The organism is Pseudomonas sp. Pseusp97 (assembly GCF_047304025.1).
Lineage (GTDB): Bacteria > Pseudomonadota > Gammaproteobacteria > Pseudomonadales > Pseudomonadaceae > Pseudomonas.
This window is the reverse complement of record NZ_JBGLYK010000172.1, coordinates 1-12,661: the sequence shown is the minus strand read 5'-3', so window position 1 is coordinate 12,661 and position 12,661 is coordinate 1. Positions and strand designations below refer to the sequence as shown.

Sequence of the window (12,661 nt, the reverse complement as noted above, 5' to 3'; positions counted from 1 at the left end):
CCGCCAACCCCCCCCCCCCGTGGGGCGTTAAACCGCCATCGTTTTACCCCCCCTATTGGCGGCGGCGGAAAACCCGTTCGGGTTTATCCGCCCTACAACCAGCCGTGCCCGCCGCATCTACTACCAAATGAGTAACCCACCGCTCCCATGGGGGCATTCCGGGTGGGGAAGGGCGCTGCCTAAGATCGCTGCATGACCTGGCCGATTCGGGCCGGGACCCGACAGGAGAGCATCCCCATGATCTACGCCGCCCCCGGAACCCCAGGCGCCGTCGTCACCCTCAAGCCGCGCTACGGCAACTACATCGGCGGCGAGTTCGTCGCACCGGTGCTGGGCCAGTACTTCAGCAACACCTCGCCGGTGAACGGCGAAGTCATCGCCGAGTTCCCGCGCTCCACCGCCGAGGACATCGAGCGCGCCCTCGACGCCGCCCACTCCGTCGCTGGCAGTTGGGGTCGCACCTCGGTGCAGGATCGGGCCCTGATCCTGCTGAAGATCGCCGACCGCATCGAGCAGAACCTCGAGCAGCTCGCCGTCGCCGAAACCTGGGACAATGGCAAGGCCGTGCGCGAGACGCTGAACGCCGACGTGCCGCTGGCCGCCGACCACTTCCGCTACTACGCCGGCTGCATCCGCGCACAGGAAGGCGGCGCCGCCGAGATCAACGAGAACACCGTCGCCTACCACATCCACGAACCCCTCGGCGTGGTCGGGCAGATCATTCCGTGGAACTTCCCGCTGCTGATGGCCGCGTGGAAACTCGCCCCGGCCCTGGCTGCCGGCAACTGCGTGGTGCTCAAGCCGGCCGAGCAGACGCCGCTGTCGATCATGCTGCTGGCCGAGATCATCGGCGACCTGCTGCCGCCGGGCGTGCTCAACATCGTCCAGGGCTTCGGCAAGGAAGCGGGCCAGGCGCTGGCCACCAGCAAGCGCATCGCCAAGATCGCCTTCACCGGTTCCACCCCGGTCGGTTCGCACATCCTCCACTGCGCGGCGGAGAACATCATTCCGTCCACCGTGGAGCTGGGCGGCAAGAGTCCGAACATCTTCTTCGAGGACATCATGCAGGCCGAGCCGGCCTTCATCGAGAAGGCCGCCGAGGGCCTGGTGCTGGCCTTCTTCAACCAGGGCGAGGTATGCACCTGCCCGTCGCGGGCGCTGGTGCAGGAGTCCATCTTCGAGCCCTTCATGGTCGAGGTGATGAAGAAGATCAAGGCGATCAAGCGCGGCAACCCGCTGGACACCGAGACCATGGTCGGCGCCCAGGCTTCGCAGCAGCAGTACGAGAAGATCCTTTCCTACCTCGACATCGCCCAGGGCGAAGGCGCGGAGCTGCTCACCGGTGGTTCCAGCGAGCGCCTGGAGGGCGACCTGGCCAGCGGTTACTACATCCAGCCGACCCTGCTCAAAGGGCACAACGGCATGCGCGTATTCCAGGAGGAAATCTTCGGCCCGGTGGTGGGCGTGACCACCTTCAAGGACGAAGCCGAAGCCCTGGCGATTGCCAACGACACCGAGTTCGGCCTGGGTGCGGGCGTCTGGACCCGCGATATCAACCGCGCCTGGCGCATGGGCCGTGGCATCCAGTCCGGCCGCGTGTGGACCAACTGCTACCACCTGTATCCGGCCCACGCCGCGTTCGGTGGCTACAAGAAGTCCGGCGTCGGCCGCGAAACCCACAAGATGATGCTCGACCACTACCAGCAGACCAAGAACCTGCTGGTCAGCTACGACATCAATCCGCTGGGCTTCTTCTAAGCGTTGCTGCAAGCCGGCGAGCCTTCTCCCATCAGGTTCGCCGGCTCCCTTCTCTGGTGTACCGCCCGGCACTCCACCGGGTATCCCTTGTGTCGACGTGCCCGTTCGGGCGGCCGTCCGCTTCCGTGCCCACTTCCATGGGCGACGGCCTTCGTTGAACGCGGCTCCGGCCGCGTTTTCTTTTTCCCGGTCAGCTTCTGTTCGCGAGCAAGCTCGCTCCTACAAGTCAGGCCTGGGCGCTTTTCGTAGGAGCTAGCTTGCTCGCGAATAGCGGTCAACGTCCGCCGCATCACCCCGCACCAATCCCGCCGGCCACCTCGTCCTACAAAGCACCTCCCGCGTCCCGCCCGCGCAACACCTGCCTTGCTCGCGCGCAACACCTGTAGCGCCCGCAACACCCGCATCGCTACCGGCCGAAAGCGCCATAAGCCCCGGACGGCGAGCCTTCCAGCCAAAATCGAAAACCCTGGCACAGCGGTTGCTCTGAGCCTTCCAAGCCGCGGCGAACGATCTGCGGCACCAACAAGAATCGGAGAACCTCCATGAGATCGATTGGCCTGCACGTGCCTTCCGTTCGCCTGCAACCCACCCTGCGCCATTCCCTGCTGACCGCCGCGCTGCTGATGGCCGGTCTGTCCCCGAATCTCCACGCTGCTGACGTCCCCGCCAACGTCGATGGCCAGCGCATCGCCGCCGCCGACAGCGAGCCGGGCAACTGGATGACCACCGGGCGTACCTACGACGAGCAACGCTACAGCCCGCTGAAGCAGATCGACCAGAGCAACGTCGGCAGCCTCGGCCTGGCCTGGAGCCACAAGCTGGACATCGACCGCGGCGTGGAAGCCACGCCCATCGTGGTCGATGGCGTGATGTACACCACCGGGCCGTTCTCCATCGTCTATGCGCTGGATGCCCGCACCGGCGAGCAACTGTGGAAGTACGACCCGCAATCCGACCGCAGCCGCGCCGGCGAAGCCTGCTGCGACGCGGTGAACCGTGGCGTGGCGGTGTGGAAGGGCAAGGTCTACGTCGGCGTGCTCGACGGTCGCCTGGAGGCCATCGACGCCAAGACCGGCAAGCGCGTGTGGAGCGTCGATACCCGCAGCGACCCGACGCGCAGCATCACCATCACCGGCGCGCCGCGCATCGTGAAGGGCAAGGTCATCATCGGCAACGGCGGCGCCGAGTTCGGCGTGCGCGGCTACATCACCGCCTACGACGCCGAGACCGGCAAGCAGGACTGGCGCTTCTTCACCGTGCCCGGCGACCCCAAGGAAATGCCCAAGGGCAAGGGCATGGAGATCGCCGCCAAGACCTGGTTCGGCGACAACTACCACAAGCAGGGCGGTGGCGGCACCGTGTGGGACTCGATGTCCTACGACCCGGAGCTGAACCTGCTGTACATCGGCGTCGGCAACGGCTCCTCGTGGAACCCGCGCATCCGCAGCGAAGGCAAGGGCGACAACCTGTTCCTCTCGTCCATCGTCGCGATCAACCCCGACAACGGCGAGTACGTCTGGCACTACCAGACCACGCCGGGCGACGCCTGGGACTACACCGCCACCCAGCACATCATGCTGGTGGACCTGCAGATCGACGGCAAGCCGCGCAAGGTGCTGATGCAGGCGCCGAAGAACGGCTTCTTCTACGTCATCGACCGTGCGACCGGGGAGCTGCTCTCGGCGAAGAACTTCATCCCGATCAACTGGGCCACCGGCATCGACATGAAGACCGGCCGGCCGATCCGCAACGAGAAGGTCGCCGAATACTGGAAGGACCCGGAGAAGAAGGCGCGCCTGATCCAGCCGGCGTTCTGGGGCGCCCACGACTGGCAACCGATGTCGTACAACCCCAACACGGGCCTCGTGTACATCCCGGCGCATATCATGTCGGCGATGTACCAGGACGTCGACGGCGCGCCGCCGCGCTCGAAGTTCAAGAGCATCTACCAGCTCGATGTGAACACCGGGATGATGCCCGAGGACCCCGAAGGCCTGCGCAAGATCGCCGACACCTGGACCGGCAAGCTGATCGCCTGGGACCCGGTGAAGCAGGAAAAACGCTGGGAAGTGCCCTACAGCACCATCTTCAACGGCGGCACCCTGAGCACCGCCGGCAACCTGGTGTTCGAAGGCACCGCCGACGGCCGCGTGGTGGCCTACGCCGCCGAGACCGGCAAGAAGCTCTGGGAGTCCCCGGCCAACACCGGCGTGATGGCCGCGCCGATCACCTATGAGGTGGACGGCGAGCAATACGTGACCTTCATGGCCGGCTGGGGAGGCGCCTTCTCCACCTTCGCCGGCGCCCTGTCGCTGCGCGCCGGGGTCAAGCCCAACGCCCAGGTGCTGACCTACAAGCTCGGCGGCACCGCCAAGCTTCCGGACATCAACTACAAGTGGGCCGATCGCAAGCCCGAGCCGCCAGCGCTGACCGGCACCACCGCGCAGATCGACCAGGGCCGCGAGCTGTTCAACTCCAGCTGCTCGCAGTGCCACGGCATCAACGCCATCAGCGGCGGCGTGGTGCCCGACCTGCGCACCCTCAGCGCGGAAAACCACCAGCGCTTCCTCGGCATCGTCTACGGCGGCCGCATCCCCGACGGCATGCCTTCGTTCCAGGGCCATCTCGACCTGCAGCAGGCCGAGGCCGTGCACCAGTACCTGATCAAGCGCGCCTACGACCTCAAGGAACAACTGGCCGGCGCGCAGAAGACCGCCGCCAAGTGACCGTCAAACCGGAGAGCAACCCATGACTGACGTGACAACCTACCAGCACTACATCGACAACCGCTTCGTCGCCGGCGAGCCCTTGATCGAGGTGCACAACCCTGCCAACGGCGAGCTGCTGGCGCGTATCCCCGAAGCCAGCGCGGCCCAGGTGGACGCCGCCATCGGCGCCGCCCGCGCGGCGCAGAAGGGCTGGGCGGCCAAGCCGGCCATCGAGCGCGCCGGCTACCTGCGCAGGATCGCCGAGAAGGTCCGCGCCAACTCGCAGCGCCTGGCCAGGATCATCACCGCCGAGCAGGGCAAGGTGCCGGCGCTGGCGGAAGTGGAAGTGAACTTCACCGCCGACTACCTCGACTACATGGCCGAGTGGGCGCGCCGCCTGGAGGGCGAAGTGCTGACCAGCGACCGCGCCGGCGAGCACATCTTCCTGCTGCGCAAACCGCTGGGCGTGGTGGCGGGCATCCTGCCGTGGAACTTCCCGTTCTTCCTGATCGCGCGGAAGATGGCGCCGGCCCTGTTGACCGGCAACACCATAGTCGTCAAACCCAGCGAAGAAACCCCGATCAATTGCTTCGAGTTCGCCCGCCTGGTGGCGGAGACCGACCTGCCCAGCGGCGTCTTCAACGTCGTCGGCGGCACCGGGGCCAGCGCCGGCAGCGCGCTGACCAGCCACGCCGGGGTGGACCTGATCAGCTTTACCGGCAGCGTCGCCACCGGCTCGCGGATCATGGCCGCGGCTGCGCCGAACATCACCAAGCTGAACCTGGAACTGGGCGGCAAGGCGCCGGCCATCGTCCTCGCCGATGCCGACCTGGAGCTGGCGGTGAACGCCATCAAGGCCTCGCGGGTGATCAACACCGGACAGGTGTGCAACTGCGCCGAGCGCGTCTACGTGCAGCGCCAGGTGGCCGACCAGTTCATCGAGAAAATCGCCGCCGCCATGGCCGCCACCCGTTTTGGCGACCCGAACGTGCAGGCCGACCTGGACATGGGCCCGCTGGTCAACCAGATCGGCCTGGACAAGGTCGCGCAGATGGTCCGCACCGCGACCGGGCAAGGCGCCCAGGTCATCACCGGCGGCGCGATGGCCGACCTGGGCAAGGGCTTCCACTACCAGCCCACCGTGCTCGCCGGCTGCAAGGGCGACATGGAGATCATGCGCAAGGAAATCTTCGGCCCGGTGCTGCCGATCCAGGTTGTGGATGACCTCGACGAAGCCATCGCCCTGGCCAATGACAGCGACTACGGCCTGACCTCGTCGATCTACACCCGCAACCTCAGCGCCGCACTCAAGGCCAGCCGCGAGCTGGACTTCGGCGAGACGTACATCAACCGCGAGAACTTCGAGGCGATGCAGGGCTTCCATGCGGGCACCCGCAAGTCCGGGATCGGCGGGGCGGATGGCAAACATGGGTTGTATGAGTACACGCATACGCATGTGGTTTATGCGCAGGAGTGAGCCGGGCAAGTCCGTGATTGGGCGTAGACCCTCTCCCTAACCCTCTCCCTTAAGGGAGAGGGGACTGGATCGGAGTGAAGCGCAGCGACGGTTTCCTCCTGATGTCAGGGTGTCAGGAAAGCACTGTCGCCACGCTTCATTCGGATACTCCCTCTCCCTTCAGGGAGAGGGCTGGGGAGAGGGTGCCAGGGCGCGCACGGTGTTTCCTGGGAAAAGGAGTGCCGTACCCGTAATCACATCACCGTTTGATTGGGCGGGCCTTCCTTGCCAGGTGCGGCTCGCTCCTTTTTCTCAGCGCCCGGAGGTGGGCATTACGTAGGAGCGGACTCCGTCCGCGATTGGCCCGCATCGCGCCAGACGCCATCGCGGACGGAGTCCGCTCCTACAAAACAGCCTCGCCGCCGCAGGGGAAAACGGATGCAATCAATACAACGCGTTGGGCTGCACGATGCCGTGCTTCTTCATCTTCCGATACAGGGTCGACCGCGCTATGCCGAACTGCTGCGCCACCGCACTGATGTTCCACTGCCGCTCGCGCAGCACCGCCAGCAGGTGGCGCGCCTCGTCGTCGTCCAGGCGGGCGGCGAGGGCGGTTGTGCTGGCGGTCGGCGGCGCTTCGGCAGTGACGGCGGGAGCACCGTGATGCAGCTCCATCGGCAGACAATCCAGGTCGATGCGGCCGTCCTCGGCAAGGGCGGCGGCGTAACGCAAACAGTTCAGCAACTGGCGGATGTTGCCCGGCCACGGATGGCCGCGCAGCCGCTCGCGCACCGCTGCGTCGAGACGCAGGTTGCCGCCCAGGCTTGCCAGCAGGTTGTCGATCAGCGCCTCGCGGTCAGTGCGCTCGCGCAGCGCCGGCAGTTGCAGGGTCATGCCGGCGAGGCGGTAGAACAGGTCCTCGCGAAAGCCCTTGGCGCGGATCATCTCGGCCAGATCCTGGTGGGTCGCCGAGACCACCTGCACGTCCAGCGCCACCGGCGATTCGGCGCCGAGCGGGAGGATTTCGCGCTCGGCCAGCACGCGCAGCAGGCGCGTCTGCAGGTGCGCCGGCATGTCGCCGATCTCGTCGAGGAACAGGGTGCCGCCGTTGGCCAGTTCCAGCTTGCCCTTCATGCCTTTCTTGCTGGCGCCGGTAAAGCTGCCGCCGCGGTAGCCGAAGAGTTCGCTCTCGATCAGGCTCTCCGGGATCGCCGCGCAGTTCAGTGCGACGAAGGGCCCGGCATGACGCGCGCTGGCCTGGTGGATGGCGCGGGCGAAGGCTTCCTTGCCGGTGCCGGTCTCGCCGGTGACCAGGATGGAAATGCCCTTGTCGAGCACCTTGCGCAACTTGCGCACGCCGTCCTGCAGACGCGGGTCGGCGCCGGCGAGGCGGGCGAGGTCGGGGTGCTCCGGGCTTTTCGTCGTACCAGCGGCCGGTGCACTACGGCGCGGCGGGCTGGCCGGCGTACGCAGGCCGACGTCCACCAGCGCGTGGTCGGCCAGGGTGCGCAGGCGGATGCCCCGCGCGCCGCCCTGGCTCAGGTCGAGCAACTGGTCGACGTCCGCTTCCAGCAGCTGTTCGATGCGGCTGCCGAGCAGTTCGCCGCGACAGGCGGTGAAGGCGGCGTGGTTGGCGCCGATTACCCGGCCCTGTTCGTCGAGGGCGATGAGCTGTTCATTGGCCAGGTCGGAGACCTCGTCGCGGGCCTTCACCGAGAGCGTCAGGCGGTCGCGGTAGCGCTGGCGGAAGCTGGCGTTCTCGATCAGCCGCGCGTACAGGATCACCAGCTGCAGGGTCAGGTACTGCGCGTCCTTGGGCCCGTCGTTGTACAGGCAGGTGGCGTTCAGGCAGCCGCGCAGCTGGTGCTGGGCGTCGAAGATCGGCGCCACCGAGCAGCTCAGGCGGAAGTTGCTCACCAGGAAATGCTCCTGGCGGTGGATGGTCAGCGCTTCGCCGGCGGCCAGCGCCGTGCCGATGCCGTTGGTGCCGGCGATGGATTCGTCCCAGCGCGCGCCGACGATCAGCCCGGCCTGGGTGTAGCGGTCGCGCTCGCTGGGCAGACGCGCATCGAGGGTGATGCCGTGCTCGTCGCTGAGCAGCACCGCGAAGCCCGCGGGCAGCACGCGCCGGGCAAGCCCCGTGACGCCCTGGCTGGCAATCGCCAGGTAGTCCTGGTGCTGGCTCTGGTGCTCGCGGATTTCCCCGGCGGTGAGGATGTGTTTCTCCGCCCGCGCGCGCGGGTCGAGGCGGTGCTCCATCACGCTGCGGTACCAGGAGCGTGCGATGGCGCCCTCGGGCTGGATGTCACGCTCGCCGAAGTGATCGGCGATGAAGGCGGAAAGGTCGTTCGGGCAGTTTTCCAGGGATTGCGGGTGCATGGTCACTCCCGGCGGCCGTCAGTCGGACTGCGGCGCATTGTTGTTTTTAGAAACCGCTTCCCAGTGGGAACGGTCCTAGGACTGGCTAGTCTAGACCCATGGGTCACGGGCGACGAGAGGCCGAGCAAGGCCTGTGCCGGAACACTTCGCGCGGGGCCCCGAGCCCCGCGCCAGAGCGCTCGCCGCAATAGGCCGCGGGTGCCATCGGGCAACGGCTGTCGCAGCGATGGGACAGTTGTAGCGGCGGGGCGCGACAGCTGTCGTGGGCCCGCTACCAAATCAGGGGGGAATCTCCTTCGAAAGTATCATTCGGAGTGCCTGACCCTGGTGTTTAACTCAAGCAGCCGGGCTCAACCGGCCTACAACAAGAGGACAGACCCATGTGGACCAAGCCTAGCTTCATCGACCTGCGCCTTGGCTTCGAAGTGACCCTGTACTTCGCCAACCGCTGATCCACTGCGCCCCGGTCCGCCGGGGCCCCTGCCCACGGGGCACTGTCATGCACATCCGGATTCTCGGGTCGGCCGCCGGTGGCGGCTTTCCCCAGTGGAACTGCAATTGCCGCAACTGCCGCGGCGTACGCGACGGCAGCGTGATCGCGCAGCCACGCACCCAATCCTCCATCGCGCTGTCCGACGACGGCGCGAACTGGATTCTCTGCAACGCCTCGCCCGACATCCGCGCCCAGCTGGCGTCCTTCCCGGCGCTGCAGCCGGCGCGGCGCCTGCGCGATTCGGCGATCGCCGCCATCGTCCTGCTGGACAGCCAGATCGACCACTCCACCGGCCTGCTCAGCCTGCGCGAGGGCTGCCCGCACGAGGTGTGGTGCACGGAGATGGTCCACCAGGACCTGTCCACCGGCTTTCCGCTGTTCCCCATGCTGTCGCACTGGAACGGCGGGCTGAAGCACCGGCTGATCGAGCTGGACGCCGCGCCCTTCGTCATCCCGGCCTGCCCGGGCCTGCAGATCACCGCCATCGCCCTGCGCAGCAGCGCCCCGCCGTATTCGCCGCACCGGGGCAACCCGCACCCGGGGGACAACATCGGACTGTTCATCGAGGACCTGTCCAGCGGCGGCAAGCTGTTCTACGCACCGGGCCTGGGCCAGGTGGACGAGGAACTGCTGGCGTGGATGCGCCGCGCCGACTGCCTGCTGGTGGACGGCACGCTGTGGCGCGACGACGAGATGCGCGTCTGCGAGGTGGGCGACAAGCTCGGCAGCGAGATGGGCCACCTGGCCCAGAGCGGCCCGGGCGGCATGATCGAGGTGCTCGACGGCATCGACGGGCCGCGCAAGGTGCTCATCCACATCAACAACACCAATCCCATCCTCGATATCGCCTCGCCCGAACGCGCCGAACTGGACGCACGCGGCATCGAGGTGGCGTTCGACGGCATGGGCATCTTCCTGTGACGGCCCTTCTGCAAGGAGGCTCGCGATGACCCGCGAAGCCATGAGCCCCACCGAGTTCGAGCAGGCCCTGCGCGCGAAGGGGGCCTGCTACCACATCTTCCACCCGTACCACGTGGCCATGTACGAAGGCCGTGCGACCCGCGAGCAGATCCAGGGCTGGGTGGCGAACCGCTTCTACTACCAGCTGAACATCCCGCTGAAGGACGCGGCGATCCTCGCCAACTGCCCGGACCGCGAGGTGCGCCGCGAATGGCTGCAGCGCATCCTCGACCACGATGGCGCACCCGGCGAGGAGGGCGGCATCGAGGCCTGGCTGCGCCTGGCCGAATCCGTGGGACTGGACCGCGAGCAGGTGCTGTCCCAGGAGCTGGTACTGCCCGGCGTGCGCTTCGCCGTGGACGCCTACGTCAACTTCGCCCGCCGCGCCAGCTGGCAGGAAGCGGCCAGCAGCTCGCTGACCGAACTGTTCGCCCCGCAGATCCACCAGTCGCGCCTGGACAGCTGGCCGCAGCATTACCCGTGGATCGACGCCAGCGGCTACGACTACTTCCGCAAGCGCCTGTCGCAGGCGCGCCGCGATGTCGAGCATGGCCTGCGCATCACCCTGGAGCACTACCGCACCCGCGAGGCCCAGGAGCGCATGCTGGAAATCCTGCAATTCAAGCTCGACGTGCTCTGGAGCATGCTCGACGCGATGAGCATGGCCTATGAACTTCAGCGCCCGCCGTACCACACGGTGACGAGTGAGCGCGTATGGCACAGGGGGTTGCTGTGATGAGTCTGCCTTCGCTGGACAGCGTACCGGCGCTGCGCCGAGGTTTCCGCCTGCAATTCGAACCGGCCCAGGGCTGCCACGTGCTGCTCTATCCCGAGGGGATGGTGAAGCTCAACGACAGCGCCGGGGCGATCCTCGGCCGCGTCGACGGGCAGGCCGACGTCGCCGGCATCATCGATGGCCTGCGTGCCGATTTCCCCGGCGTGCCGGGCATCGACGAAGACATCCTGGCATTCCTCGAGGTGGCCCATGCGCAATTCTGGATCGAGCTGCGCTGAGGCGCCGGTAGGCCCGCCGCTCTGGCTGCTGGCCGAGCTGACCTACCGCTGCCCGCTGCAGTGCCCGTACTGTTCCAACCCGCTGGATTTCGCCAGCGGCGGCGAGGAACTGAACACCGAACAGTGGATCGAGGTATTCCGCCAGGCCCGCGAGATGGGCGCGGCGCAGCTGGGCTTCTCCGGCGGCGAGCCGCTCGTGCGCCAGGACCTCGCCGAACTGATCGCCGCCGCGCGCGGGCTGGGCTTCTACACCAACCTGATCACCTCCGGCATCGGTCTCAACGAGAAGCGCCTGAACGAGTTCGCCGACGCAGGTCTCGACCACATCCAGATCAGCTTCCAGGCCGCCGACGAGGAGGTGAACAACCTGCTTGCCGGCTCGCGCAAGGCCTTCGCCCAGAAGCTCGCCATGGCCCGCGCGGTGAAGGCCCACGGATATCCGATGGTGCTGAACTTCGTCACCCACCGGCACAACATCGACAGCATCGACCGTATCATCGAGCTGTGCATCGAGCTGGAGGCCGACTTCGTCGAGCTCGCCACCTGCCAGTTCTATGGCTGGGCCGAGCTGAACCGTGCCGGGCTGCTGCCGACCCGCGAGCAATTGCAGCGCGCCGAGCGGATCACCGCGCAATACCGCGAGCGCCTGGCTGCCGAAGGCAACCCGTGCAAGCTGATCTTCGTGGTGCCCGACTATTACGAGGAGCGCCCCAAGGCCTGCATGGGCGGCTGGGGCAGCGTGTTCCTCGACGTCACCCCGGACGGCACCGCGCTGCCGTGCCACAGCGCGCGGCAACTGCCGGTGAAATTCCCCAACGTGCGCGAGCACAGCCTGCAGCACATCTGGTACGAGTCCTTCGGCTTCAACCGCTTCCGCGGTGATGCCTGGATGCCCGAGCCGTGCCGCTCCTGCGACGAGAAGGAGCGCGACTTCGGTGGCTGCCGCTGCCAGGCCTTCATGCTCACCGGCGATGCCGAGGCGACCGACCCGGTGTGCGCCAAGTCGGCCCACCACGGCATCATCCTTGACGCCCGTCGCGAGGCGGAAACGGCGGCCGCGCCGCTCAGCGCACTGACCCTGCGCAACGAACGGGCTTCGCAACTGATCTGCAAGGCCTGAGCATGCAGCGCAGCGAGTGGAGCGCCGAGCGTGCGGTGGCCGCCGCCGGGGATTTCGCCGAGCTGCACGTGGCCCACGGCGGGTTGCTGTGGGCCGCGTTCGACCCTGCCAGCTCGCGCTGCCGGTTGTTTCTCCGGCGTGAAGGGCAGAGCGTCGAGCTGACACCGCCCGGCGCCTCGGTGCGCAGTCGCGTCTACGAATACGGCGGCGGCTCCTGCTGCGCCACCGCCGACGGCGTGGCCTGGGTAGAAGAGGGCGACCAGCAGGTGCACTGGCTGCGCCTGGGTGGCGCGCCCCGGCCGATCACCCACCGCGACGACTGCCGCTACGGCGACTTGCACTACGTGGCGGCGTGGAACGCGTTGCTGGCGGTAGAGGAGGAGAACGGTAGCGGCGGAGCGGTCCACCGCGTCGTTCGCCTCGACGCCGATGGCCGGCGCCGGGTGATTGCCTGCGGTGCGGACTTCTATGCCTCGCCGGTGGCGGACGCCAGCGCCGAGCGCATTGCCTGGGTGGAATGGGATCGCCCGCATCAGCCCTGGACGCGCACCCGCCTGTGCGAGTCGTTCGCCGGCGAGGAGCGCTGCCTGGCCGGGCAGACCCGGCACGAATCCATCCAGCAGCCGCGCTTCGCCGAGGATGGTCGCCTGCGCTGGCTGAGTGATTGCGACGGCTACTGGCAGCCTTACCAGGAGGGGCTTGGCGCTCTGCCCAGCGCTGCCTCCGACCACGCCAGCGCGCCCTGGCAGCTGGGCGGGCGCACCTTCCTGCCG

General features: G+C 67.4%; 9 protein-coding genes and 1 pseudogene. 9 read left to right on the top strand and 1 reads right to left on the bottom strand.

The features are described from left to right. Window positions 1-237: 237 nt before the first annotated feature. The 3 genes from ACCC94_RS22270 (at window position 238) to aldA (ending at window position 5,943) form a co-directional block, all read left to right on the top strand. Complete coding sequence (locus ACCC94_RS22270; RefSeq protein WP_413351733.1) at window positions 238-1,758, top strand: aldehyde dehydrogenase family protein; 1,521 nt, start codon at window positions 238-240, stop codon at window positions 1,756-1,758. Window positions 1,759-2,300: 542 nt separating this feature from the next. Beyond that, entirely contained in the window at window positions 2,301-4,484 is a 2,184-nt protein-coding gene (locus ACCC94_RS22265; RefSeq protein WP_413351732.1) for a PQQ-dependent dehydrogenase, methanol/ethanol family, read from the top strand. A 22-nt stretch (window positions 4,485-4,506) separates the two neighbouring features. Beyond that, window positions 4,507-5,943, top strand: a complete 1,437-nt coding sequence (gene aldA, locus ACCC94_RS22260) for an aldehyde dehydrogenase (protein ID WP_413351730.1) — start codon at window positions 4,507-4,509, stop codon at window positions 5,941-5,943. 423 nt (window positions 5,944-6,366) lie between these two features. Here the strand turns inward: aldA and ACCC94_RS22255 are convergent, their stop codons facing one another. Then, window positions 6,367-8,301 (bottom strand): sigma-54-dependent Fis family transcriptional regulator, encoded by a 1,935-nt coding sequence (locus ACCC94_RS22255; RefSeq protein ID WP_413351729.1) that lies wholly within the window; start codon window positions 8,299-8,301, stop codon window positions 6,367-6,369. Window positions 8,302-8,681: 380 nt separating this feature from the next. Here ACCC94_RS22255 and pqqA point away from each other — a divergent pair, with 380 nt between their 5' ends. From pqqA to ACCC94_RS22225, 6 genes and pseudogenes are all read left to right on the top strand, one after another. After that, window positions 8,682-8,753, top strand: coding sequence for a pyrroloquinoline quinone precursor peptide PqqA (gene pqqA / locus ACCC94_RS22250; protein WP_124174561.1), 72 nt, complete (start codon window positions 8,682-8,684; stop codon window positions 8,751-8,753). Between the two features lie 47 nt (window positions 8,754-8,800). After that, window positions 8,801-9,715 (top strand): pyrroloquinoline quinone biosynthesis protein PqqB, encoded by a 915-nt coding sequence (pqqB, locus tag ACCC94_RS22245; protein ID WP_413351727.1) that lies wholly within the window; start codon window positions 8,801-8,803, stop codon window positions 9,713-9,715. A gap of 25 nt (window positions 9,716-9,740) precedes the next feature. After that, on the top strand, window positions 9,741-10,490 hold the full coding sequence (gene pqqC / locus ACCC94_RS22240; RefSeq protein ID WP_413351725.1) for a pyrroloquinoline-quinone synthase PqqC: 750 nt from the start codon (window positions 9,741-9,743) through the stop codon (window positions 10,488-10,490). Next, window positions 10,490-10,768, top strand: coding sequence for a pyrroloquinoline quinone biosynthesis peptide chaperone PqqD (pqqD, locus tag ACCC94_RS22235; protein ID WP_017518379.1), 279 nt, complete (start codon window positions 10,490-10,492; stop codon window positions 10,766-10,768). Before pqqC ends, pqqD begins: the two co-directional genes overlap by 1 nt. Then, window positions 10,740-11,888, top strand: a complete 1,149-nt coding sequence (pqqE, locus tag ACCC94_RS22230; RefSeq protein WP_413351723.1) for a pyrroloquinoline quinone biosynthesis protein PqqE — start codon at window positions 10,740-10,742, stop codon at window positions 11,886-11,888. The genes pqqD and pqqE overlap by 29 nt, the downstream gene beginning before the upstream one ends. A 2-nt stretch (window positions 11,889-11,890) precedes the next feature. Further along, window positions 11,891-12,661, top strand: a pseudogene (locus ACCC94_RS22225) (S9 family peptidase); the annotation flags it as partial.

Excerpts from the sequence above, each read along its gene's own strand:
- pqqB (WP_413351727.1), top strand. The coding sequence starts at position 8,801 with ATGCACATCCGGATTCTCGGGTCGGCCGCCGGTGGCGGCTTTCCCCAG.
- ACCC94_RS22255 (WP_413351729.1), bottom strand. The coding sequence starts at position 8,301 with ATGCACCCGCAATCCCTGGAAAACTGCCCGAACGACCTTTCCGCCTTC.
- aldA (WP_413351730.1), top strand. The coding sequence starts at position 4,507 with ATGACTGACGTGACAACCTACCAGCACTACATCGACAACCGCTTCGTC.
- pqqD (WP_017518379.1), top strand. The coding sequence starts at position 10,490 with ATGAGTCTGCCTTCGCTGGACAGCGTACCGGCGCTGCGCCGAGGTTTC.
- pqqC (WP_413351725.1), top strand. The coding sequence starts at position 9,741 with ATGACCCGCGAAGCCATGAGCCCCACCGAGTTCGAGCAGGCCCTGCGC.
- ACCC94_RS22265 (WP_413351732.1), top strand. The coding sequence starts at position 2,301 with ATGAGATCGATTGGCCTGCACGTGCCTTCCGTTCGCCTGCAACCCACC.
- pqqE (WP_413351723.1), top strand. The coding sequence starts at position 10,740 with ATGCGCAATTCTGGATCGAGCTGCGCTGAGGCGCCGGTAGGCCCGCCG.
- ACCC94_RS22270 (WP_413351733.1), top strand. The coding sequence starts at position 238 with ATGATCTACGCCGCCCCCGGAACCCCAGGCGCCGTCGTCACCCTCAAG.